General features: G+C 74.8%; 23 protein-coding genes. 10 read left to right on the top strand and 13 right to left on the bottom strand.

What is annotated here, in order from left to right; translation table 11 throughout:
- Positions 1 to 32: 32 nt before the first annotated feature.
- Both ACPPVO_RS19105 and ACPPVO_RS19110 read left to right on the top strand, forming a co-directional pair.
- Positions 33 to 902, top strand: a complete 870-nt coding sequence (locus ACPPVO_RS19105; protein WP_426512545.1) for a fumarylacetoacetate hydrolase family protein — start codon at positions 33 to 35, stop codon at positions 900 to 902.
- On the top strand, positions 899 to 2407 hold the full coding sequence (locus tag ACPPVO_RS19110; protein ID WP_426512546.1) for an aldehyde dehydrogenase (NADP(+)): 1509 nt from the start codon (positions 899 to 901) through the stop codon (positions 2405 to 2407). The genes ACPPVO_RS19105 and ACPPVO_RS19110 overlap by 4 nt, the downstream gene beginning before the upstream one ends.
- A gap of 62 nt (positions 2408 to 2469) precedes the next feature.
- On the opposite strand, the gene ACPPVO_RS19115 is transcribed toward ACPPVO_RS19110, so the two are convergent.
- Positions 2470 to 3012, bottom strand: a complete 543-nt coding sequence (locus ACPPVO_RS19115; protein WP_426512547.1) for a CGNR zinc finger domain-containing protein — start codon at positions 3010 to 3012, stop codon at positions 2470 to 2472.
- Positions 3013 to 3129: 117 nt separating this feature from the next.
- Between ACPPVO_RS19115 and ACPPVO_RS19120 the strand changes: the two genes are divergently transcribed.
- Positions 3130 to 4677: an aminotransferase class I/II-fold pyridoxal phosphate-dependent enzyme gene (locus ACPPVO_RS19120; protein WP_426512548.1), complete on the top strand. Its 1548-nt coding sequence runs from the start codon at positions 3130 to 3132 to the stop codon at positions 4675 to 4677.
- A 69-nt stretch (positions 4678 to 4746) separates the two neighbouring features.
- Here the strand turns inward: ACPPVO_RS19120 and ACPPVO_RS19125 are convergent, their stop codons facing one another.
- A complete protein-coding gene (locus ACPPVO_RS19125; RefSeq protein ID WP_426512549.1) occupies positions 4747 to 5184 on the bottom strand; it encodes an N-acetyltransferase family protein in 438 nt (145 codons plus the stop codon).
- A 16-nt stretch (positions 5185 to 5200) separates the two neighbouring features.
- Here ACPPVO_RS19125 and ACPPVO_RS19130 point away from each other — a divergent pair, with 16 nt between their 5' ends.
- Positions 5201 to 5542: a hypothetical protein gene (locus ACPPVO_RS19130; RefSeq protein WP_426512550.1), complete on the top strand. Its 342-nt coding sequence runs from the start codon at positions 5201 to 5203 to the stop codon at positions 5540 to 5542.
- A gap of 8 nt (positions 5543 to 5550) precedes the next feature.
- Here the strand turns inward: ACPPVO_RS19130 and trxA are convergent, their stop codons facing one another.
- Positions 5551 to 5991, bottom strand: coding sequence for a thioredoxin (trxA, locus tag ACPPVO_RS19135; RefSeq protein WP_426512551.1), 441 nt, complete (start codon positions 5989 to 5991; stop codon positions 5551 to 5553).
- A gap of 46 nt (positions 5992 to 6037) precedes the next feature.
- Positions 6038 to 7123, bottom strand: a complete 1086-nt coding sequence (locus tag ACPPVO_RS19140) for a hypothetical protein (RefSeq protein ID WP_426512552.1) — start codon at positions 7121 to 7123, stop codon at positions 6038 to 6040.
- A gap of 126 nt (positions 7124 to 7249) precedes the next feature.
- Between ACPPVO_RS19140 and lexA the strand changes: the two genes are divergently transcribed.
- Entirely contained in the window at positions 7250 to 7858 is a 609-nt protein-coding gene (gene lexA / locus ACPPVO_RS19145; protein ID WP_426512553.1) for a transcriptional repressor LexA, read from the top strand.
- On the opposite strand, the gene ACPPVO_RS19150 is transcribed toward lexA, so the two are convergent.
- Complete coding sequence (locus tag ACPPVO_RS19150; protein ID WP_426512554.1) at positions 7844 to 9169, bottom strand: alpha/beta hydrolase family protein; 1326 nt, start codon at positions 9167 to 9169, stop codon at positions 7844 to 7846. The two genes, lexA and ACPPVO_RS19150, sit on opposite strands and share 15 nt — an antisense overlap.
- Before the next feature lie 222 nt (positions 9170 to 9391).
- On the opposite strand from ACPPVO_RS19150, the gene ACPPVO_RS19155 reads away from it, so the two are divergent.
- Entirely contained in the window at positions 9392 to 10288 is an 897-nt protein-coding gene (locus tag ACPPVO_RS19155; protein WP_426512555.1) for an AMIN-like domain-containing (lipo)protein, read from the top strand.
- A gap of 176 nt (positions 10289 to 10464) precedes the next feature.
- On the opposite strand, the gene deoC is transcribed toward ACPPVO_RS19155, so the two are convergent.
- The 3 genes from deoC to ACPPVO_RS19170 are packed head-to-tail and all read right to left on the bottom strand — an operon-like array spanning position 10465 to position 13965.
- On the bottom strand, positions 10465 to 11163 hold the full coding sequence (gene deoC / locus ACPPVO_RS19160; protein WP_426512556.1) for a deoxyribose-phosphate aldolase: 699 nt from the start codon (positions 11161 to 11163) through the stop codon (positions 10465 to 10467).
- Complete coding sequence (locus ACPPVO_RS19165) at positions 11160 to 11906, bottom strand: GntR family transcriptional regulator (RefSeq protein ID WP_426512557.1); 747 nt, start codon at positions 11904 to 11906, stop codon at positions 11160 to 11162. The genes deoC and ACPPVO_RS19165 overlap by 4 nt, the downstream gene beginning before the upstream one ends.
- Positions 11907 to 11925: 19 nt before the next feature.
- Entirely contained in the window at positions 11926 to 13965 is a 2040-nt protein-coding gene (locus tag ACPPVO_RS19170; RefSeq protein WP_426512558.1) for an MMPL family transporter, read from the bottom strand.
- Between the two features lie 134 nt (positions 13966 to 14099).
- Here ACPPVO_RS19170 and ACPPVO_RS19175 point away from each other — a divergent pair, with 134 nt between their 5' ends.
- Together ACPPVO_RS19175 and ACPPVO_RS19180 are read left to right on the top strand one after the other, a co-directional pair.
- Positions 14100 to 15236: a sensor histidine kinase gene (locus ACPPVO_RS19175; protein WP_426512559.1), complete on the top strand. Its 1137-nt coding sequence runs from the start codon at positions 14100 to 14102 to the stop codon at positions 15234 to 15236.
- Entirely contained in the window at positions 15233 to 15910 is a 678-nt protein-coding gene (locus ACPPVO_RS19180) for a response regulator (protein ID WP_426512560.1), read from the top strand. The genes ACPPVO_RS19175 and ACPPVO_RS19180 overlap by 4 nt, the downstream gene beginning before the upstream one ends.
- A gap of 108 nt (positions 15911 to 16018) precedes the next feature.
- On the opposite strand, the gene ACPPVO_RS19185 is transcribed toward ACPPVO_RS19180, so the two are convergent.
- From ACPPVO_RS19185 to ACPPVO_RS19200, 4 genes are all read right to left on the bottom strand, one after another.
- Positions 16019 to 16642, bottom strand: a complete 624-nt coding sequence (locus ACPPVO_RS19185; RefSeq protein ID WP_426512561.1) for a hypothetical protein — start codon at positions 16640 to 16642, stop codon at positions 16019 to 16021.
- 4 nt (positions 16643 to 16646) lie between these two features.
- A complete protein-coding gene (locus ACPPVO_RS19190; protein WP_426512562.1) occupies positions 16647 to 17888 on the bottom strand; it encodes a hypothetical protein in 1242 nt (413 codons plus the stop codon).
- A 118-nt stretch (positions 17889 to 18006) separates the two neighbouring features.
- Positions 18007 to 18753 (bottom strand): LLM class flavin-dependent oxidoreductase, encoded by a 747-nt coding sequence (locus ACPPVO_RS19195; RefSeq protein ID WP_426512563.1) that lies wholly within the window; start codon positions 18751 to 18753, stop codon positions 18007 to 18009.
- The gene (locus tag ACPPVO_RS19200) at positions 18750 to 19493 is read right to left on the bottom strand and encodes an SDR family NAD(P)-dependent oxidoreductase (RefSeq protein ID WP_426512564.1); all 744 of its coding nucleotides are present in this window, start codon (positions 19491 to 19493) and stop codon (positions 18750 to 18752) included. Before ACPPVO_RS19200 ends, ACPPVO_RS19195 begins: the two co-directional genes overlap by 4 nt.
- A gap of 40 nt (positions 19494 to 19533) precedes the next feature.
- Here ACPPVO_RS19200 and ACPPVO_RS19205 point away from each other — a divergent pair, with 40 nt between their 5' ends.
- Positions 19534 to 20988: a phenylacetate--CoA ligase family protein gene (locus tag ACPPVO_RS19205; RefSeq protein ID WP_426512565.1), complete on the top strand. Its 1455-nt coding sequence runs from the start codon at positions 19534 to 19536 to the stop codon at positions 20986 to 20988.
- Positions 20989 to 20992: 4 nt separating this feature from the next.
- Here the strand turns inward: ACPPVO_RS19205 and ACPPVO_RS19210 are convergent, their stop codons facing one another.
- A complete protein-coding gene (locus ACPPVO_RS19210) occupies positions 20993 to 22276 on the bottom strand; it encodes a serine hydrolase domain-containing protein (RefSeq protein WP_426512566.1) in 1284 nt (427 codons plus the stop codon).
- 438 nt (positions 22277 to 22714) lie between these two features.
- On the opposite strand from ACPPVO_RS19210, the gene ACPPVO_RS19215 reads away from it, so the two are divergent.
- The gene (locus ACPPVO_RS19215) at positions 22715 to 23065 is read left to right on the top strand and encodes a molybdopterin oxidoreductase (protein WP_426512567.1); all 351 of its coding nucleotides are present in this window, start codon (positions 22715 to 22717) and stop codon (positions 23063 to 23065) included.
- The last annotated feature ends 5 nt before the right edge of the window (positions 23066 to 23070 follow it).

The raw sequence follows: 23070 nt of genomic DNA on the forward strand, positions 1-23070 counted from the left end.
GATCGCACGTACGACTTCAGAAAGTGCAGGCCTTGAACATCGTCAGGTACGAGCTGGACGGCGACGTCCACGTCGGGCTTCATACCGACGGCACGGTCACGGAGGTCGAGGGGGTCTCGGCGCTCGCGCAGTTGTGGCATCTGCCGACCGCGCAGTTGCGGACGCGGTTGTCCCGGTTCGGGTCGGGTCCCGTGGTGCCACTGTCCGGGGTGCGGTTGCTGGCCCCGGTCGACGCGTCGACCGAGGTGTGGGCGTGTGGTGTCACCTATCAGGTGTCGCGGGAGGCCCGTATCGAGGACAGCGAACGGGCCTCGGACGTGTATTCGCTGGTGTACGACGCGCAGCGGCCGGAGTTGTTCTTCAAGTCGGTGCCGTGGCGGGTACGCGGCCCCGGTGCCCCGATCGGGATCCGGGTTGATTCGGAGGTCGACGTTCCGGAGCCGGAGCTTGCTGTCGTGATCAACCGGTTCGGTGAGATCGTCGGGTATACCGTCTGCAACGACGTGTCGTCTCGCAGTATCGAGGGCGCGAATCCGTTGTATCTGCCGCAGGCGAAGACCTACTACGGGTCGTGCGCCCTCGGTCCGTGGATCACGCCGGCCTGGGATGTCAGCGATCCGTACGAGCTCGCGATCGACCTTGCGATCGAGCGGGACGGCCGCGAGCATTGGCGGGGCCGTACCAGCACGTCGTTGCTGCACCGGCGTCTGGATGAGCTGGTCGGTTACGTCATGCGTGGCGATGTTCATCCGGACGGTGCGGTGCTGTCCACCGGAACGGGTCTCGTCCCGGCGGCGCCGTTCACCCTGGCCGATGGCGACACGGTCCGGATCACCATCGACGCGATCGGCACCCTGACCAATCCGGTCCGGCGCGGAATCCCTCAGGAGTACACACCGTGATCGTCAGCATCGACCCGAGCACGCGCGCCACCACCGAGGTTCTCGACATCCCCGCCGAGGACCTCGACCGGCTGGGGGAGCGCGCCCGTGCCGCACACCGCGAGCTCGAAGGGGCCGGGCGGGCCGGCCGGGCGGCGATGCTGCGGGCCATGGCGGCCGCGGTCGAGGAGCGCCGCACGGCGCTGGTGGCGGTGGCCGACCGTGAGACGGGCCTGGGCCCGCAGCGGCTGAACGCGGAACTGACCCGCACGGCGTATCAGCTCGGGCTCTTCGCCGACGTGCTCGACGACGGCGCCTACCTCGAGGCGGCCATCGACCACGCCGGTCCGACCCCGATGGGCCCGCGCCCGGATCTGCGCCGGATGCTCGTCCCGCTGGGGCCGGTGGCGGTCTTCGGCGCCGCCAACTTCCCGTTCGCCTTCTCCGTTCCGGGCGGCGACACCGCCTCCGCACTGGCCGCCGGCTGCCCCGTGGTCGCGAAGGTCCATCCGGCCCACCCCGCCACCTCGCTGCAGTCCCGCGACGCGCTGCTAACCGGCGCCCGGGCCGCGGGCCTGAGCACCGATGTGGTGTCGCTCGTGTACCGCGAGGAGACCGCGGCGCGGCTCGTGCAGCACCCGGACATCACCGCGGTCGGCTTCACCGGCTCGCTGCGCGTCGGCCGGCTGCTCGCCGACCTCGCCGCCGCCCGGCCGGCGCCGATTCCCTTCTACGGCGAGCTCGGCGCGGTCAACACCTTCGTGGTCGGCCGCGCCGCCGCCCGTAACCGCGGCGCACAGATCGGCGACGGGCTCGCGACCTCCTTCATGCTCGGGGTCGGGCAGTTCTGCACCAAGCCGGGGATCGCGGTCGTACCGGCCAGTGAGGCCGGTGCGGCGCTGACGCAGGCGCTCGCCGACCGGGTCGCCGCGGCGGGCGCCGGCATCATGCTGAGCGAACGCATCGCCGACGCGTACGCCGACGGCGCCGGGCGCCTGCTCGCCGCGGCCGGCGTCGAGGTGCTCGCCCGGGGCGGCGACGGGCCGGCCGAGGGCTTCCGGGGCTCGCCGCTGCTGCTGCGGGCCCGGCCGGACGCGCTCGAGGGCCCGCTGCTGGAAGAGTGCTTCGGGCCCGAGCTGATCGTCGTCGAGTACGACACCGACGACGACGCCCTCACCACGCTGCGCCGTTTCGGGCCCGCGCTCACCGTCACCATCCACGCCGACGACGAGGACCGGCCGCTGGCCGCCCGGCTACTGGACCACGCGCACCGCACGGCCGGGCGCGTCGTGTGGAACGGCTACCCGACGGGTGTGGCGGTCGCGTGGGCGATGCACCACGGCGGCCCGTACCCGGCCACCACCGACGCCCTGCACACCAGTGTCGGCACGAGCGCGATCCGCCGCTGGCTGCGCCCCGTCTGCTTCCAGGACGTCCCGCCGGAACTGCTGCCGGACGAGTTGCGCGACGTCCCCGAGGGCGGCCGCATCCCGCGCCGCGTCGGCGGGACGCTGGTTCTCGGCTGACCGCCGACTACAGTGCCCGTGGCCGGGCGCGTCGCCGGCGTGCACCTGGACTGGTGCGCGCGTCAGCGGCCGGTCCGGGGCGCTGCGCGGCGGGCGCGGTAGGACGCGGCCTTCACCCGGTTGCCGCACTCCTCCATGCCGCACCAGGTGCGGTTGCCCGCGCGCGAGCGGTCGACGAACAGGCGCGTGCAGTCCTCGCCCGCGCACTCGCGGATCGACGGGTGAGTCTCCAGCAGGGTCAGGGCCGCGCCGGCGATCGCGGCGGCCAGGGCCTGGCCGTCGCCGGTGCGGCGTACGCCGTCCGCCGTCAACGACGCGCGGGGGCCCGGGTGGGCCGCGGCGCGGTTCAGCACGCGCACGTCGGCCGGGCGGGGCGGGGCCGCGGCCGGGTGCACCAGGCGGTAGACGGACTCGCGCAGGGTCAGCAGCTCGCGCAGCTCCTCGTCGGCGATCCGGGGCGGGCGGGTCAGCACGCCGGCCTCGACGGCCCAGCGGGCGGCGTCGGCACCGGTGGGCAGCAGCTCGTCGGGGTCGGGGCGGCGGCGCCACTTGCGGGTCGCGGCGAAGTCCAGGGCGAGGTCGCCGCTGACGAACACGAACGTCACGTCACCACCATGGCAGGTGACGCCGTCCTGGGCAAGCCCGCTTGACAGGCGGCGGCGGGCCGGCGCAAGCTTCCTCGCGTCACCGGTCAAGGCGGTGACGCGAGGGGAGGCGCAGGGGTGATCACCGTCGAGGAGTACCTGGACGCGACCGGGCGGGCGCTGTCCGGGATGGCCGGGATCGTGGGCGGGCTCGGGGACGAGCTGGCGAGCACGCGGCCGCCGGTGCAGGGGGCCAGCTCGCCGTACGCGCTGCTGACGCACTGCCTGGGCGTTGTCGACTACTGGGCCGGGGCGCTCGTGGCCGGGCGGGTGGTCGAGCGCGACCGCGACGCCGAGTTCACCGCCGCCGGGCCCGTCGCGCCGCTCATCGCGCGGGTGGACGCTACGCGGGTACAGCTGGCGGCCGATGCGCGCGCGGCCGACTTCGCGGCGCCGCTGCGGGCGGTGCCCGACAAGAGCTTCCTCGGGCCGGCCGGCATCGCTACGCAGGGGGCGGCGCTGCTGCACGTGTACGAGGAGCTCGCCCAGCACCACGGCCAGATGGAGATCCTGCGCGACCTCCTCCGGCCGCAGTCCACAGTCGACACCGCGCGGCTGCGGCGCGGCACCGGGGTCAAGTGGGGCGCGGTCGCGCCCGACACGATCGGGGCCTGGGTCGCCGACATGGACCTCGGGGTGGCGCCCGCGGTACGACATGCGCTGCTCGATGCCGTTGACCGGGAGGACTTCGGCTATCCGCACTGGCCGGACGGCGACCCGGTGCCGGCCGCGTTCGAGGCGTGGATGGCCGGCCGCCACGGGTGGACGCCGAGCGGCGGGCACACCCGCGTGTTCACCGACGTGCTGCAGGTCCTCCAGGTGATGATCGAGCAGACCACCCGGCCCGGCGACGGGGTGGCGATCCACGTGCCCGCGTATCCGCCGTTCCTCGCCGCGATCGTCCGCAGCGGCCGGCGGATCGTCCCGCTCGGACAGTCCCCGATGGACGGTGTGCGGCTGCTGGTGCTCGTGAACCCGCAGAACCCCAGCGGCCGGGTGTTCCGGCGCGCCGAGCTCGAGGCGGTACTGGAGCTGGCCGAGCGGCACGACCTGCCGGTGCTCGCCGACGAGATCCACGCCGACCTGGTGTACGCCCCGCACCGGCACATACCGTTCGCGGCGCTGGGCCCGGAGGCGGCCCGGCGCACCGTCACCACCACCTCGGCGACGAAGGCCTTCAACCTCGCCGGGCTGCGCTGCGCGGTCGCCCACGTCGGCCCGCCCGCCCTGCGCGCCCGGCTCGACGCGATGCCACCCGACATCTTCGGTACCCCGAGCACCCTCGGCCGCCTCGCGACGGTGGCCGCGTGGCGCGACGGCGCCGGCTGGCTGGAGGGGCTGCGGGCCACGCTCACCGCGAACCGGGCCGCGGTCAGCGCCTGGGCGGGCGGGCTGCCGCTGCGGTACACCGAGCCGGAGGGCACCTACCTCGCCTGGCTCGGCGGCCTGCGGGCCCCCGCGCCGGCGGCCTGGCTGGAGGAGACCGCCCGGGTGCGGCTCAGCGAAGGGGCGGAGTTCGCCGAGGGTACCGACGTCGACACCGGCGACTGCGCCCGGCTGAACTTCGCGACAAGCCCCGCGGTGCTGGCCGAGATCCTCGGGCGCCTCACGCCGCGGCTCCGCTGAGGGGAGGCGTCCGGGGCGGTGCCGTGCCCCGGACGCTTCCGCACGTGACACTGTACGGTTACCCGTTCGTCAGTCCAGCGCCCGGCTCATCCAAACGGAGTCGTCGGCGGTGAACCCGTGCCGCGCGTAGAAGCCGCGGACCCGGTCGTTGTGCGCCTCGGTCTCCAGGAACATGACGGCCGCGCCCGCCTGCGCCGCGGCCGCGAGCACCCGTTCGAGCAGCGCGGCCCCGGCCCCGTGGCCGCGCTCGCGCACGTAGATCTCGTCGAGCAGCGCCTCGCGCCCGCCCGACTCGAGGCTCCAGCCCCACGTGACGACCGCGTACCCGGCGGCCGACCCGACCAGCCAGACCTGGCCGTGCGCATCGCCGGCGAGGAGCGGGCCGAGCGCGCGGCTGACCCGCGGCTCGTCGTACTCGTGCCCGTCGGCGGCGCAGAACTCCCGCACGAGCGGCAGGATCGCGGCGAGGTCGGCGGGCCCGGCGCGGTACACCCGGATGTCGGCCACGGCGGACAGCCTACGCGTGGGAGACTGGGTCGTGCCCGCACCGCTGATCGTCGCCCTGCTCATCGCGCTCGTGTACGCCGGGCTGATCGCCGCGCACGCCCGGCTGATCCGCCGCGACCGGCGCCGCAGCGCCTACGAGCCGCGGGCCGCGCTCTGGCTGGCGTCGCGCTTCGGCCCGCTGCCGCCGCCGCGCACGCGGTTCGCCGCGCGGGCGGGCGCACGGGCCGCGGCGCCGGACGCCGACGGGCTGGCCGCCGCCGAGTGGGAGGCGATCGAGGGGCTGCTGCGCGGGGAGCTGGAGCGATCGGCGTACCGGGCCGCGATGGCCGACGTCGCCGCCCGCGCCGCGGTCCGGTAGCGCCCGCCTCAGGCGGTCTTCGTCGCCTGGAGGGTGCGCTCGACCCAGCCGCGCAGCGCCGCGGGCGAGGCGGCCCCGGCCTGGCGGGCGATCACCCGGCCGTCCTTGACGATCATCAGCGTCGGCACCGCGCGCACGTCGAATCGGCGCTGCAGGCCGGGCGCGTCGTCGACGTTGACCTTCACGAGCTTCACCGCGCCGGCCAGCTCGCCCGCGACCTGTTCGAGGGCCGGGCCGACCATCCGGCACGGGCCGCACCACGGGGCCCACAGGTCCACCAGGACGGGCGTGGTGGAGCGCTCGGCCACCTCGCCGAACGTGGTCTCGTCGGCGTCGACGATCCAGGGCACCGCCGCGCGGCACTTGCCGCACACGGGCTTGCCGGAGGCGGCCGCCGGCACGCGGTTGCGCTGCCCGCACCGGACACAGGAGACGATCCGCGAACTCATGCCAGATGTGACGCCCGGCCCCGGCCGCGCATTCCCCGGCCGGGCGTCAGAGCCGGGCCGGGTCGACGCCGAGCGCCACGGACCGGGCGGCGATGGCGGCGGTCAGGGCGGCCGCGATGCCGGGCGGCTGGCCGATGGAGCGCAGCCGGGTCAGCTCCCGCAGGGCGGCCAGGGTGCTGAAGCGCTCCAGGGCGTGGATGCCGGCGTGCGCGAGCATCTGGCTGCGCGGGCCGTGTCCGGGGATCTTTTCGCCGCTGTACTGCACCAGCCGCCCGATCGCGGCGACGTCGTCCTCGTGCGGCGGGGTGACGGCGAGCAGGTACAGCAGGCCGCGCAGGGCCCGCGCGTTGTACGGGTCGGGGACCTCGTTCGGGTCCCAGCGCTCCGCCGAGCGCAGCGCGATGGTGCGGGGCCGGGGTACGAGGGCGAACCAGCGGCGGATCAGGGCGCGGGTCTCGTCGCCGCCGAGCTCCGGTAACAGGGTCCGGGCGCGCACGGCCCAGCGGGAGGCGGGCTTCGCGCCGGAGGCGGCCAGCGCGTGGGCGAGCAGCGCGGGACCGGGCGTCTCGGTGTCGGCCGCCTCGGCCCACGCCTCGCCGACGTTGAGCCGGCCGGCCGTGCGGTCCAGCCAGGGCTGCATCGGCGCGCGGAACCAGGCCGGCCAGTGCTTGTCGCCCTCGTGCGCGGTGCGCCGCATGACCGCGAGGAGCGCCGGCGGGCACGCGCCCGTCTCGCGCTCGGCGACCTCGGCCAACACCGCGAGGATCTCGGGCGCGGCGGCGGTCCAGACCGAGACGGCGTCGATGAGGTACCGGCCGGCGCGCCAGGACAGCCCGTCGGCGCTGATGCCCTCGAGGAGCTGCACCAGCAGCCGCTCGGTGCGCACCGGCGGGGTCGCGGCGGTGGCGCGCTCGATCACCCGCAGGATCAGCCCGGAGCGGCGGCCGTCGGGCAGCGCCTGCAGCTCGGCGCGGACGGTCGCCCCGTCGAAGGCCCAGCGGTCGTCGTTCGCGGCGGCGAGGTCGACCAGCTCGGCGGCCAGGCCGTCGTCGTCACCGGCCCCGGCGAGAGTGCGGATGTGCGCGACGCGGTCCGGGTACGTGTGCCGGGACACCAGTGGCCTGTCGAGCATGGCGGTCAGCATAAGCCTCGCGGCCGTCGATGTACTGGGCCGAACAGCGCGCGGGCCGTCCCACGGATGGATCAAATCTTGACGCGATTCGTACACCTGATCGAAGCTCTGCGGTATCGTGCGGACATGACGAGCCCGCGGCAGCAGAGCATCCTGGCGGTCATCCGCGAGTCGATCGAGCGGCGCGGATATCCGCCGACCGTGCGCGAGATCGGCGCGGCCATCGGGCTCGGCTCGCCGTCCTCGGTCGCGCACCACCTCAAGGCGATGGAGAAGCTCGGCCTGCTCCGCCGCGACGCGCACGGGCCGCGCGCGGTCGACATCCGCGGCCCCTACGACGGCGCCGCCCACGGCACCGACCCGGGCGTGGCGGTGCCGCTCGTCGGCACCATCGCCGCCGGTGGCCCGATCCTGGCCGAGCAGGTGCCCGACGACGAGCTGACGCTGCCGAGCACCCTGGTCGGGCACGGCACGCTCTTCGCCCTGCACGTCAAGGGCGACTCGATGATCGAGGCCGCGATCTGCGACGGCGACATCGTGGTCGTGCGCCAGCAGCAGGTGGCCGAGAACGGCGACATCGTCGCGGCGATGCTCGACGGCGAGGCGACCGTGAAGTCGTACCGCAGCCGCGACGGGCACGTGGAGCTCGTGCCGCGCAACCCGGCGTACCAGGTCATCCCCGGCGACAACGCCACCATTCTCGGCAAGGTCGTGGCCGTCCTACGCCGCGTGTGACGGGCAGGCGGGGCCGAAGTTCGGCCGGTCCGACAGCGTGAACCGGCAGCCGAAGCGCGGGTCGGCGACCGCGCGCGGGTCGAGGATAGCGTCGCCCGCCGGGTGGTGGCCGGTGCGGACCCACCGGGTCAGGTCGTCGAAGCCCTGCTCCAGCTCCGACTGCGTGAACTCGCAGTGCCCCAGCGCGCGGATCGCGCGCGACACGAACAGGTTCGAGCGGCCGTTGGCGCGGGCGCGCTCGGCGTACACCTGCTCCATCTTGATCGGCACGAACAGGTCGCCGACCGTGTGCATCGACAGGGTCGGCACCGGCGGGCGGCCGTCCACGCGCGGGACGCCGCTCAGGTCGCGGCTCGGGCTGTCGGTGCGGTCCACGCGCAGCACGTCACGGTTGAGCCGCAGCTCGTCGCGCGTCAGCCACGGGCTCGCGTCCTCCTGGTACACCGTGAACCGGTTCGAGGTGACGTTGCCCTTCGCGATCCCGATGGTGCCGGCGGTCAGCCCCGGGTACAGGCCGAACAGGAACGGCACCGTGGTCAGCGGCGGGATCGAGGGCAGCGCGTTCCAGTAGGCGAAGGCCTGGTCGAACCCGGGCCGGGTGCCGCCGCTGCGCTGCTCGACCACGTCCGCCCAGCGCCCGTCGAGGCGGGGCAGCTCCTGGCGGACCTGGGCCTCGTACGCGGCCGGGTCGGCCGGGAACGTGACCTTGACGCCGGTGAGCGCGGCCGCGGTGAGGTTCGCGTCGAGGAAGTAGTCGAACAGCTCCGCGTCGCCGAGCACGCCGCAGACCGGCATCGCGCCGACGAACGCCCGCGGGTAGTGCTCGATCGCCGCGGCGGTGACGTGCCCGCCCATCGACTCCCCGGTCATGTACACGTCCCGGGCCCGGGTGCCGGTGCGGTTCTTGAACAGGTCGATGAGGGCGTAGGAGTCGCGCACGCCCTGGCCGACGTCGTAGCCGTTGGTCTGGTACCCGGAGGCGGCCCAGGCGAAGCCGCGCGCCAGGTAGTGGGCCCGCAGCGACGGGCTGTTGACGAAGACGGTCCGGCCGTCGCCCCGGTAGCCGTGGGCGTACACGACGAGCTCGCCGTTCCAGTGCGACGGTTTCTCCAGGCGGTAGGCGGCGCCGTTGAGGATGCCGGTGTACACCGCCGAGCCGGCGACGGGCACGAAGGGCGTGCCGTCCGGGTCGCAGGCGGGGTCGACGACGGTGTAACCGGGCTGGGTGGTGCTCGCGACGGGCGGTGCGCACGCGGGCGGAGCGGCGTGCGCGTTCCCCGGGAACGTGAGGAGGCCGAGCAGAACGGCCATGATGGCAACGCTGCGCATCCCACCATCACACGACCTTTGATCGACAAATGTCAACGTTTCCGGCCCTGCGGCGTCGTGGCCGCGCCGCCACCTCGCCTGGGCCGTGGGCGCCGTGGCGCCCCGGCCGCGCCGTCGCGGGCGGTGAGTGTCGGGCACGCGACGTAAACCGGCGCGCATGATCCCGCGTCAACCGTGCACCTCGAAACAGGAAGGAGCACGATCATGCGTCGTTCTCTGCTCGCCGCCGCGGCCTGCGCCGGTCTGGTGCTGGCCCTGCCGGCCACCGCCCAGGCCGCGGACCTGCCCGCCCCGACGAGCACCTCTCCCGTCGCCGGAGCACCCTCCGGCCCCGGGCAGCCGGTCCTGACCGGCATCCGCACCGGGCGCCACGACGCCTACGACCGGACCGTCTTCGACTTCACCGGCGGCACGCCCGGCTGGCGCGTCGAGTACGCCCCGCTGGTCGAACAGGGCCGCGGGAACACCATCCCGGTCGCCGGCGCCACCACCCTGCTCGTCGTCTTCACCGGCACGGGCGTCCCGGCGGTGAACCTCGGCACCGTGTACGACCCGAACCTGCCGACCCTGCGCCAGATCAAGTCCGGCGGGTACTTCGAGGGCCACGCGAGCTTCGGCCTGGGCGTCAACGACCGCGTCGGGTTCCGCGTGCTGGTCCTGACCGGCCCGGACCGCATCGCCGTGGACGTGGCCCACCAGCCGACGGACCCGTTCGGGTCCGGGCCGTTCGTGTACTCCGGCGACGCCCCGGACGCGCTCGTCGACGCGGTACGGTCGGGGAGCCACCCGGGGTACGACCGGATCGTCTTCGACATGGCGGGCGACCGGCGACCGACGCTCGACGTGCGGTACACCGGCAGCGGCCCGGTCGTCCGCGTGCTCTTCACCGGCGCCGGCTCGGCGACGACGTCCCCGCACGCCTCGCACGCCGCGAGCATCCCGGACACCGTGAACATCGGCCTGCCGGCGCTGCGCTCGGTGCACTTCGACGTGCTGGGCGCGGGCCTGATGACCGCGGACATCACGACGGCGGCCGCGCACGGCTTCCGGGTCATGCTGCTGGACAGCCCGACCCGGGTGGTAGTGGACATCGCCTACTGAACAGAGCCCCCGCCCGGCCCACGGGCGGGGGCCGCTCTGGGAACATGGCCCCGGCGAGCACGGGCGCGGTCGGCCAGGGCCGGATCATCGCCGGCGCCGCCGGGGGGATGGCCATCCAGGCAGGCTTGCCCGGTTCGCCGTGTTCCGGTCCGGCGGAAATCGGACCTCACACTCGGTCAGTAGCCGTCGCTTGAAGGCGGCGGGGTCGGGTGCTCGCCGCGTTCTCGCGCGGCGAAGTCGTCCAGGATCGTCTCGGTGGCGGTCGCGCCGAAGCGGGTGGCGCCCGCCTCGTGCAGGGTCAGCAGCGTGTCGAGGGTGCGTACGCCGCCGGCGGCCTTGACCGCGATTGACGGGGACACGGTGGCGCGCATGAGTCGGATGTCGGCCAGGGTGGCGCCGCCCGGGGCGAAGCCGGTGCTGGTCTTCACGAAGTGTGCCCCGGCCTGTTCGGCGACGCGGCAGCCGGTGACCTTCTGCTCGTCGGTCAGGTAGGCGTTCTCGAGGATGACCTTCACCACGCGGCCCTGCGCGGCGGCGACCACCGCGGCGATGTCGTCGCGGACGTAGGCGGCGTCGCCGTCGCGCAGCCGGCCGATGTGCAGGACCATGTCGATCTCGTCGGCGCCGGCCTCGACGAGGGACCGGGTCTCGGCCGCCTTGACGGCGGTGGTGGTGTCGCCGTGCGGGAAGCCGGCGACGGTGCCGACGAGCACGCCGGTGCCGGCGAGGGCGGTCACGGCGAACGGGACGTCGGACGGGCGCACGCAGACCGAGGCGGTGGCGCGCCGGGCCGCGATCTCGCAGCCGTGCGCGACGTCGGCGATGGTCAGCTCGGGGCGCAGCAGGGAGTGGTCGATCATCTTGGCGACGTTCATGACGGTGCTCCGGTCGTGGGCGGCTGCACGTCGAAGGTGACGTGCAGGGCATAGCGGGAGCCGACGTAGCGGCTGACGGTGTACTCCAGCGGCGCCGCGTGCTGGTCGACGATGAGCCGCGTCTCCACGAGGAGCGGCTCGGCCGCGGGCACGTGCAGGCGCTCGCCGTCGGGGCCGGCCGGCTGGGCGGTCAGGGTCGACGAGCCGAGGGTCGGTCGCAGGCCGAGGTCGTGCAGGGCGCGGTGCAGGGAGCCGCGTTCCAGGTCGGCGTCGAGCAGGGCGGTCAGGTGCGGGGGGAAGCAGGCGTACTCCACCGCGAGCGGCGTCCGGTCGGCCCGCCGCACGCGGGCGATCGCCACCACGCGCGGTGCCGCCGCGGTCAGTTGCAACGCGGCGGCCTCCTCCGCGGTGGCCGCTCGGAGCCCGGCCGCGAGCAGCCGCGACGAGGGGGTGCGGCCCCAGCTGCGGACCTGGTCCTGGAAGCTCATCAGCGTGCCGGCGGCGCGGGGGACGGGGCGCTGCCGCACGAACGTGCCCCGGCCCTGGATGCGCTCGATCAGCCCGTCGGTCTCCAGCGCATTGAGGGCCGCGCGCATCGTCATGCGCGCGACGCCGAACTCCTCCGCGAGCGCGGCCTCGGCCGGCAGCGGGTCGCCCGGCCGGGCCCCGTCCAGCCGGGCCCGCAGCTCCCGCTCGATCCGCACGTACAGCGGCGCCTTCGTCACCGAGGTCCTCCAGGTCATCTAGACAACCTAGATGATGTCAGGCGGACCTCTCCAGGGCAACCTCGGGCAGGCGGCGGGCCACCGGGGCGGGCAGCCACCACGCATGCCGCCCCAGCAGCTGCATGACCGCCGGCACGATCAGGCAGCGGATGACCACGGCGTCGAGCAGCACCGCGGTGGCCAGGCCCAGGCCGAACTGGCGCAGCATCCGGTCGGGGCTGAGCAGGAACGAGCCGAACACCAGCACCATGATCGCCGCGGCGGCCGTCACCACCTGACCGGTCGTGGCCAGGCCCTCGGTGACCGCGGCCGCCGGGTCCCGTTCGCGGCGCCAGGCCTCGTGCATGCGGGCCAGGAGGAATACCTCGTAGTCCATCGACAGGCCGAACACGATCGCGAAGATCATCACCGGGACGTAGGCCTCGACCGGGCCGGGGCGCTCGCCCAGCAGGCCGTGCTGGAAGACGACGGTGACCACGCCCAGGGCGGCGCCGACGCTCAGCAGGTTCAGGATCGCCGCCTTGATCGGGATCAGGACCGAGCGGAACACCGCGAGCAGCAGCAGGGCCGACACGGCGACCACGACCCCGACGAACGCCGGGAGGCGCCCGGCGACCGCGTCGGCGAAGTCGACCACCGCCGCCGTGGAGCCGCCGACCAGGAACGTGGCCCCGGTCCGGGCGGCGACGGGCGGCAGCACCTCGGCGCGCAGGCGGCCGACCAGCTCGGTGGTCCGCCGGTCCTGCGGTCCGGTCGTGGGAAAGACGATGACTGTGGCGGTACCGCCGGCAGAAGCCTCGGCCACGCCCGCGGTGCCGGCGATCGCCTCCCGGGCGGCGTCCGCGGCGCCGGAGCCGCCCTGCACGACCACGACCAGCGGCCCGTTGAAGCCGGGCCCGAAGCCGGTGCTGAGCAGGTCGTACGCGCGGCGGGTGGTGGTGTCGGCCGGGTCGGTGCCGGAGTCGGCGAACCCGAGGCGCAGGCCGAGCAGCGGCGCGGTCAGGGCCAGCAGCGCGATCGCCGGCAGCACGGCCGCGAGCCACGGGCGGCGCTGGACCGCGCCGGACCAGCGCCGCCAGCGGTCGCCCTTCGGGGCCCGCCTGCGCACGGACCGCTCGACGCGGCCGCCGAACACGGCCAGCAGGGCGGGCAGCAGCGTCAGGGCGGCGAGCATGGTGACGAGCACCGTGGCCGCCACCGCGACCGCGACGCCCTGCAGAGAGCCGAGGCCGAGCACCACGAGGCCGAGCAGCGCCACGATCACCGTGCAGCCGGCGAAGAACACCGTCCGGCCGGCGGTGTCCAGGGCGCGGCGGACCGCCTCCTCGCGCGGGTGGCCGGCGAGCAGCTCGGTGCGGTACCGGGAGAAGACGAGCAGCGCGTAGTCGATGCCCACGCCCAGCCCGACCAGGATCAGCAGCGGCGTGGTGAAGTCGGCGACCGTGGCCGCGTGCGAGGCCAGGGTGACCAGCCCGATCGCGCTGCCGACGGCGAACACCGCGATGATGACCGGCAGGGTCGCGGCGAGCAATGAACCGAACATGAGCACGAGGATGACGAGCGCGGCGAGCAGCCCGGCGCCCTCGGCCGCCCCGCCGCCGGACTCCTGCGCGCCGCGCACGGCGTCGCCGCCGAGCTCGACCTGCAGCCCGTCGCCGGCCGCCCCGCGGGCGGTGTCGATGACGCGGCGCACGTCGGCCGCGGGCACGTCCTGGGCCTGCCCGTCGAGGGTGACGGTGGCATAGGCGACGGTACCGTCGCCGTTGGCGACCGGTTCGCGCACGTCGGCGACGTGCGGCAGGGTCCGCAGCCGCTCCAGCATCGGGCCGGTGCGCGCCCGCTGCCCGGCCAGCCCGCCGCTCGCGTGCAGCACGACCTGCACGGTCGCCCCGGCCTGGGCCGAGCCTTCCAGCGCCTCCAGTGCGCGCTGCGACTCGGTTCCGGGCAAAGAGAAATCGTTGTGGTACTCCGCGCCGGCCGCCCGGGCCCCGAGGGACACCGCGCCGAGCACCAGCACCCATGCGGCAAGCGCCAGCCAGCGCCGCCGATACGCCCAACCTGCGATTCGCTCGAACACCCGGCGACCGTACGAATGACACGCACCGCCCCGAAACACCCCGTGGTAGCCATGCGCCGTACCCCCGTGGGGGGACGGCCGGCTCGGTCCCCGGCACGATCCGACGGGCTCGCGGGCGGCCTACGCTGGGACTCATGGCCCATCCCGGAGCGCGGCGGACGGTGGCCGGCGGCCTGCTCGCCGCCGGGGCGCTGGTGGCGACGCTGGCCATCCTCGCGGCCGGCGGCTTCGGCACCCCCGACCCGCAGTCCCGCCACCTCGACGCGCTCGGGGTCGTCCTCGCCGTGGTCGCCGCCGCCCCGCTCGCGGTGCGCCACCGGGCTCCCGGTGCCGGCTACGCGGTAAGCGCCCTGGCGAGCGTCGCGCTGCTGCGCCTCGGCTACCCCCTCGACGCGCCGGTGGCCACGTGCGCGGCCGCCTACTCGGTGGCCCTCGCGTACAGCGGCGCCCGCCCCGGGCCGCGCTGGCTCGCGCTCGCCGGCGTCAACGCGTTCGTCCCGGCCGTCGCCCTCGCCTACGCGTCCATCGGCGTGCGGGTCTGGGACATCTCCACCGAGCTGCTCGCGTGGGCGGCCACCTTCGCCGGGCTCTGGGTCGCCGGGGACCGCAGCCGGCTGCGCGACCTGCGGCTGGCCCAGGTGCGCGCCGACGCCGAGCGCGAACGCCGGCTCGCCGCCGCCGACGAGCGCACCCGCATCGCCCGCGAGCTGCACGACTCGGCCGGCCACGCGATAAACGTGATCCTGGTCCAGGCCGGGGCGGCCCGCCTGCTGCAGGACCGCGATCCGCGGCGGGCCCGCGAGGCCCTCGACACCGTCGAGTCCGTCGCCCGCGAGACCATCGCCGACATCGACCGGCTGGTGCGGGCCCTGCGCGACGACCGCCAGGACGTGCCCGCCGAGCCGGGCGCGCTGCGCGAGCTGATCGACCGGCACCGTGTCGGCGGCCTGCGCATCGACGCCGACCTGCCCGAGCCCGTCCCGCCGCTGCCGCGCAGCGTCGCCTGGGCGGCGTACCGAATCCTGCAGGAGGCCCTGACCAACGCGGCCCGGCACGGGGCGGGCAGCGCGGCGGTCGCGGTCCGCTCGGCGCCGGACCGGCTGGAGATCGACGTGACAAACCCGGCCCCGGCCCGGGCGCCGCGCGGCGAGGGCCCCGGCGGCCACGGCATCGTCGGCATGCGCGAGCGCGCCACCCTGCTCGGCGGCACCCTGCACGCGGCCGGCGCCGACGGTCAGTTCCGGCTCTCGGCCGTCCTCCCGCACCGATGACCGCCCCGCTGCGCGTGCTCGTCGTCGACGACGACCACCTCATGCGGGCCGGGCTGTGCGCGGTGCTGTCGGTGGACGAGTCGCTGCAGATCGTGGCCGAGGCCGCCAACGGCGCGGAGGCGGTCGAGCGCGCGGTGGCGCTGCGCCCGGACGTGGTGCTCATGGACATCCGGATGCCGGTGCTCGACGGCATCGAGGCGACCCGCCGCATCGCCGCCGCCGCGCCGGCCGTGCGGATCCTCATCCTCACCACGTTCGAGGACGACGACTACGTGCTCGGCGCCCTGCGCGCGGGCGCGGCCGGGTTCGTGCTCAAGCGCATCCAGCCCGAGCAGCTCATCGCCGGCATCCACACCGTCGCCGGCGGCGACAGCCTGCTCGCGCCGCAGGTGACCCGCACCGTCGTGGCCCACCTGACCGGCGCGGCCGAGCCCGACCCCCGCGCGGCCCGGCGCCTGCAGCAGCTCACGCCGCGCGAGCGCGACGTGCTGACCCTGATCGCCCAGGGACTGTCCAACGGGGACATCGCCGCGGCCCTGGTCATCGAGGAGTCCACGGTCAAGACCCACGTGAAGCGGATCCTGGCCAAGCTGGAGCTGCGCGACCGCGTCCACGCCGTGATCCTGGCCTACGAGACCGGCCTGATCCGCCCGGGCCTCAGAACTTCGGGATGACGGCGGCGAGCGCGCTCACCACGAACGGGCTCACGATCACCAGCCCGCTGCGCAGCTCGCCGAACGTGGAAGCCATTGGCGCACGTTAACGTAGGCGGCCCGGGCCGGTCAGCCGAGGGCGACGAGCAACGCCCCGGCGAGCAGCACGAGAACGGCGACCCCGATGACGATGAACACGGGCCACAGCGAGCAGCCCGGCCGTCGTCCGGGCCCGGAACCGGAGTCGGAATCGGTCCCCGGGTCGGCCCCGGGATCGCCGACCGGCCTCGGCGGCACGACGGCCGGCGGCCCGGCGGCCGGCCCGGAGTCCACGGCGGGGGCCGGGGCCCCGGTACCCAGGGCGTGCGCGGCGATGGGCAGGTCGTGGCGCTCCCCGTCGAGCAGGAACCGCCGGTACACGGTCAGCGCCGCCCGCTCGCCCGCGGCGAACGTGTCCGGGTCCACGTCGGGGCGCTCGCCGTCGACGAGCACCCCGACGGCCAGGGTGATCGGGCGGTTCACCCGGTCCAGCAGCGCGGCGCCGGCGTCGTCGGTCGCCGCGACGGTGCGGAAGAACATCGTGTGCGTGGCGCCGTACGGCCGGCGCAGCAGCCCGCCCGGTGTCTCGGCGGCGTCGTCGGGGCGGGGGACCAGGTCGCGGTAGCGGCCGCCGGGGACCAGGAAGGCGGGCGCGACGATCGTCCGGGAGGTCGTCGTGCGCCCCCGGCCGACCAGGAACGGCCACGCCTCCACGGCGTCAGTGTGGCACGGAGCCGGGCGCCGACAACATCGAGGCCGGTTCGCGCGCCTCGAACGCGTCGAGGTGCCGGCGCAGCTCCCGCGCGATGTAGTACAGGGCGCCCTCCGGGCTGGTCACGCCCCGGATGTCGCGGGCCCGGACGCGCTGGGCCTGGCGGTGCACCGAGCGGTACGTGCGCGCGGCCGGGGTGCCGAGGATCTTGACCGCCTCCTTGCCGCCGGTGGCCATGAACGTCACGATCGTGCGCAGGTTGATCGCGATGCCGGTGACGCCGATCCGCAGGTCCGGCGCGTCGGCCGCGGCCAGCCGTTCGCGCAGGGAGGCCCCGGCCTTCTGCACGCCGTCGCCGAGCCGGTCGTTCCCCGCGGGGTCGGGCCGGGCGGCGCGCAGCTGCTCGGCCGCGTGCGCGGCGATGTCGTTGACGGCCGCGACGAACGGGATGATCACGTTGACCGGCTCCGGCTCGCCGCCCGTCGCCTTCTCCACGGTCCAGTCGTCCTTGAGCACGGCCAGGCCGCCGACCGAGCTGACCGGGATGAGCCGGACGGTGCCGACCGCCGAGCGGCGCCCGCCGCCCTCGGCCGTCCGCGCCCCGATCAGCCGCTCGAACCCGGACGCTCGCACGCCGAGGAGCCGCGCCCGCACGTCGGCAAGGGTGTACCGCCCGGCGAACAGGTCCCACTTGGTGATCACGAAGTGCACCGGCGCGCTGCGCCCCTCCATGAACTCGACCACCGGGCGCACCTGTGTGGTCAGGAACGACTCGGCGGCCGGGTTGCCCTCCATGTACTGCAGCAGCCGCAGCCCGTCGATGACCCCGACGAGCGCGTGCGCCTGCTCGGCCCGCGCGGCCAGGGCCCCGACGAGCTCGGCGGCGTGCTCGTCGCTGTCGGACACCCACTCGCCGGCGTAGTCGACGTACGAGACGTTGAAGACGGTGTAGTTGTACAGGCGGGTGCGCTGCCCGAGCAGGCGGCGCGTCCACGTGACCGAGACGCGGAACGCGTACTCCCGCATCGGGTCGAACGCGAGCGTGCTCGGCGGCCAGGCGCGCTCGGACGGGTCGCAGATGCGCTGGTAGAGCCGGCGCAGTGCGGACCGCGGGGCCGGGTCCTCGATGACGGCGGACAGGTGCCGGCCCAGCGCGGCCTGGTTGCCCAGCGCGTGGTTCATCGCGGCGAGGTACACCGTCTTGCCCGACTCCGGCGGCCCGATTGTGACGATGTGAAAGGTGTCCATGGCACCCGCCAGTCTCCGGGTCGCCCGCGTCGCGGGGCAAGCGGCCGTCCGGGTCTGTCGTCCGGCCCGGCGGGGGAGCGCGTTCCGGCTCGGCCCGCGAACCCGTCGCGGTCAGCTGCTACCGGCGCGGCGGGCCGGCCGCGACCCGGGCCGCGGCGGCGGAGAGGTCGCCGCGCCACCAGCCGAGGGCCTCGATCCACCAGGTGACCCCGGCCGTGGCGTAGGGCGCGAGCCGGTCCGCGTCCGCGGGCCCGTCCGTGAACCCCTCCAGGGCCAGGTCCTTCCCGGGCACGAACGCCGCGCAGCCCTCGACGCCGGCCACCGGTACCGGTGCCGAGCGCTGGTCCTCGAAGATCGGCATGGCCCCGTCGAACCGGGCGGCCCGGCGCAGCCCGGCGGTGCGCGGCCAGAAGGCGCCGCACCAGATCGGGACCGGCGGGGCGCCCGCGGAGCGCCACAGGTCCTGCAGCCGGTCGAGCCGCAGGTCCATCTCCCGGCCGCGGGCGCGCAGGCCGGGGTCGAGGCCGAACTCGGTGTACTCGCGGTCCATCGAGCCCAGCGTGGCCACGAGCGTCAGCCGGCGGCCGGACAGCGCGTCGATCGCCGCGGTGTCCTGGGCGACCTCCTGCACCTGGCGGCGCGGGACGGCGACGGTGAGGAGGATCCGGACGCGGGTCGTGGCCGCGGCGATCGCGGCGGCGACGACGGTCGGGCTGGTGACCGGCCAGCCGGGCTCGTGGTACAGCACGTGGTCCCACAGGTGCACCCCGTCCCACCCGTGCCGCTCGGCGGCGACGGCCAGGTCGAGCAGCGCCCGCGCGTCGCCGAACGGTCCGACGGTCGGCAGGCCGATCGCGTACCTCAAGGCAGCCGCACCCCGGACAGCGCCGCGCACGCCGCGAGCAGCCCGTCCTGGTAGCGCACGTCCCGCGCGGCGGCGTTGGGCTCGAGGTCCTGGCGGCGCTTGAAGTACCGGCCGGTGACGAGCGCGTCGCCGGCCCCGGTGGCCAGCCAGACCTGCGTCTCGGCCCCCTCCGGCAGGTTGTCGGTCGCGTTGGGGCCGCCGAGCTTCGTGCGGATCCAGCCGGGGTCGACGGCGTTGCTGTACACCTCGGGCCAGCGCCGTGCGACAGCGAACGCGAGCGCCACGTCGTGCAGCTTGGAGTCGCTGTACGCCTGCATCCCGTGCCAGGGCTTGCGCTCGTACTGCAGGTCGGCGAGGTCGGCGACGCCGACGGACTCGAGGCCGCTGGTGAGGTACACGATGCGCCGGGGGCGTGGCATGAGCGCGGTGAGCACGTAGGGCGCGAGCACGTTGACCTGGAAGATCCGCTCGATGCCGTCGCCGGTCTCGCGGCGCTCGTCCTGCCCGCCGATGCCCGCGTTGTGGATGACCACGTCGAAGGCCCCGGCGGCGCGGCCCATCTCGCGGGTCTGCCCGAGGTCGGCGAGGTCGGCGACGAGCACCTCCGGCTTGTCCTCGAGCGCCGCGGCGCGCTCCTCGCTGCGGGCGTGGAAGACCACGTCGTGCCCGAGCCCCTGCAGGGTGCGGGCCGTCTCCAGCCCGATGCCGTCAGTCGAACCGGTGACCAGAATGCGCGCCATAGGTTCCTCATCCTAGCCGTAGGGCGATAGCGTCCTGGGCATGCAGGAGCGGGCGGCGCGGACGTTGGAGCGGCTCTCGGAGTTCTACGCGGCGCCGGCCGCGCCGCTCGAGGGCGATCCGGCCGAGCGGGCCCTCGAGCTGTTCCGCGAGGTCGCGACCGCCGTGCCCGCCTACGCGGCGTTCCTCGCCGGGCACGGCGTCGACCCGGCGGCGGTGCGCACGCCCGGCGACTTCGCGCGGCTGCCGATGGTCACCAAGGAGTCGTACCTGCGCAGGTTCCCGCTGCCCGAGCGCTGCCGGGGCGGGCGGCTCGACGGCAACGACACCGTCGCCGTGTCGTCCGGGTCGTCGGGGCAGCCCACGGTGTGGCCGCGCTCGGTCGTCGACGAGCTCGCCGTGGCCCGGCGGTTCGAGGACGCGCTGGTCAACGGGTTGGGGGCCGGCGCGTCGAGCACCCTCGTCGTGGTGTGTTTCGCGCTCGGCAGCTGGGTCGGCGGGATGTACACCGCGGCCGCGTGCCGGCACCTCGCGGCCAAGGGCTACCCGGTCACCGTGGCCACGCCCGGCAACAGCGTCGAGGAGATCCTGCGCGTGGTGGCCGAGCTGGCGCCGCGGTACGAGCGGACGGTGCTGGCCGGGTATCCGCCGTTCGTGAAGAACGTCGTCGACGAGGGTGTGCGCCGGGGCGTGGACTGGCCCGCGTTCGGGGTGCGGATGTTGCTGGCCGGCGAGGTGTTCTCCGAGCAGTGGCGGGACCTCCTGGGGCGCCGGGCCGGGATGGGCGAGCCGGACCGCGGATCGGCGTCGCTGTACGGCACCGCCGACGCCGGGGTGCTCGGCAACGAGACGCCGCTGAGCGTGCGCGTGCGCCGGTTCCTCGCCGGGCGGCCCGAGCTGGCCCGGGAGCTGTTCGGCGACTCGCGGCTGCCGACGCTGGTGCAGTACGACCCCATGACCCGCCTTTTCGAAACGCACGAGGGGACCCTGCTGTTCACCGGCGACGGCGGCGTGCCGCTGATCCGGTACCACATCGCGGACGAGGGCGGGCTGCTGGCGCACGCGGAGCTGGTCGCGTTCTGCCGCGCGCACGGGTTCGAGCCGGGCGACGGCGACGAGCGGCCGTTCGTGTACGTCTTCGGCCGCTCGCTGTTCACGGTGTCGTACTTCGGCGCCAACGTGTACCCCGAGAACGTCACCGTCGCCCTGGAGCACCCCGACATCGCCGACGACGTGACAGGCAAGTTCGTGCTGCAGGTGCGCACCGAGGCCGACGAGGAGCGCCGCCTCGCCGTCGTCGTGGAGCGCGCCCCGGACCGGCCCGCGCCCGACACCGCGCTCGTGGCGGCGGCGATCCGGCAGGCGCTGCTGCGGCTCAACAGCGAGTTCGCGAACTACGTGCCGCCGACGTACCAGACGCCGGTCGTGCAGCTGCGCGCGCCGGGCGACCCCGAGTGGTTCCCGCCCGGGGTCAAGCACCGCTACAGCCGGGCGTGACCGCTCAGGCCCGGGTGGCGCGCACCGCCGGATAGCCGGTCGGGCCGAAGGAGACGTTGTCGCTCGGGTGGATGACGAGCTCGTCGCCGTCGGCTTCGCAGCGGTACGTCCGGATGAACGGTCCGTCCACATAGGCCACCCGCAGCGTGAAGACGTTGCCCTCCCAGGCGCCGGTCGCGGCGGTGGCGCCGTTGGGCACCCAGGCGCCGGGCTCGTACGGGTGCTCCTGGGTGCCGGCCGCGTCCTCGAACACGACCCGGCCCGGGGCGAGCGTCACCGCGCGGATCGTCGGCACCCGCTCGTGGCTGGGCCGCCAGTCGCTCGGGTGGGCCTGGCGCGGCGCGGCGACGACGAACCGTCCCTCCACGGCCGACGGTCCACCGGGGACGGCCGGCAGCACCAGCCTCGCGGTCGCGTCCGGGTCCGGCGCCAGGTCGTCGAGGAGATGCTCCCAGGCCAGGTCGAGCACGCGCTGCATGTCGGTGGTGCCCGCGGTCATCGCCAGCACCACGTCCCGATCGGGGATCACGACGCAGAACTGCCCGAAGGCGCCGTCGCCGCGGAACGCGTTGTGCCGGCAGCGCCAGAACTGGAACCCGTAGCCCTGGTTCCAGTCCGGCAGGTCGCCGCCGCCGTCGTCGTTGTCGGCCTGCGTGCGGGTCGCCTCGGCGGCCCAGCCGGGCGGCAGGATGCCGTCGGGGTCGTGCAGGTACAGCTGGCCGAACCGCGCGATCTCGTGCGTCCGTGCGAACATGCCCCAGCCGGCGACGTCGCGGCCCTCGGGGCACTGCTCCCACGTGACGGGCCCGAAGCCGAGCGGGTCGAACAGCCGCGGCCGCAGGTAGTCGACCAGCCGCTGCCCGGTGAGCCGCTGCACGATGGCGCCCAGGGTGTAGGTGGCGGGGGTGTTGTACAGCCAGTGCGTGCCGGGTTCCTTCTCGACCGGCGTGTCGAGGAACGACGTGAGCCAGTCCCGGCCGGCGAGCTGGGGCTCGATCACGTGCCCGGTCGTCATCGACAGCAGGTGCCGCACGAGCAGGCGCGGGTCGCCCCGGCCGTCGCAGTGGGCGGCCACGGGGTCGTCGACCGACAGCAGGCCCTCGGCGACCGCGAACCCGGCCGCGGTGCTCGTGAAGCTCTTGCTGAGGGAGAACAGGCGGTGGGGCCGGTCCAGCGTGTACGGGTGCCAGGCGCCCTCGGCCACCACCTCGCCGCCGCGCCGGAACACCAGGCTGTGTAGCGCGTCGACGTCACGCTCGGCCGCTGCGATGAAGGACCGGACACTCATGGTCAACACTCTATCGTTTCCCGTTTCCCAAGCATTTGCCCGTTTTATCCCGTAACGTCGGTCGTGGAAGGCCCCCGACCGGAGGGAGACGAGCGGTGAATCGTACGAAGGGGGCGGCGGTGCTGCTCCTCGGCGCCCTGGCCCTGACCGGCTGCTTCGAGCGTGCCGGCGCCGAGACGGCGGTGACCCTGACCGGCATGGCCCGGCTGGTCGAGGCGTCCTCCGTGGCGCCCGTGATGGTGGCCGTCATGGCGCGCAGCGTCGGCCGGTGCGTGCGAACGTCACGGTCGAAGCCGACCCACCCGACGGTCCCGCACTCCACCAGCACAGCACACCGGCGGACCTCTCCGCGGCGGATCCGCCGTTGTGAGCAGACCGGGCAGGCGGCGGTAACAAGCGGGCGACGGCCTGGCAACACCGCGTGGCCACCATGGCGGCATGCGCAGCACTCCACGCTTCCTGCAAGGCGTCTACCGCTTCGAGGGCAAGGGACTGGACGCGCCGGCACTGCTCGACGCGGCGCTCAGTTACGTGGTGCCCGACGGGGTCACCATGCAGCCGGTGTACCTTCGCGCCGGCAACTCCGCCGCCGAGCTCGTGTGCCTCGTGCTCGTGCGGGACGGGCAGCCGATGCGGTACTTCCCGGTCGGCGCGAAGGACGGCACCCACGTGGCCCTGCGGGTCGTGGAGGACCTCGAGCCCGGCACGAGCATCGAGCTGCACGCCGCCGCTCCCGCCGGGGTCAGCGCGACCGTCGTCGTCGACCTCGGGCTGGTGGAGATCGCATGACCGGT

Origin of the sequence: Dactylosporangium sp. McL0621 (assembly GCF_049995355.1) — a bacterium.
Taxonomy (GTDB): Bacteria; Actinomycetota; Actinomycetes; order Mycobacteriales; family Micromonosporaceae; genus Dactylosporangium.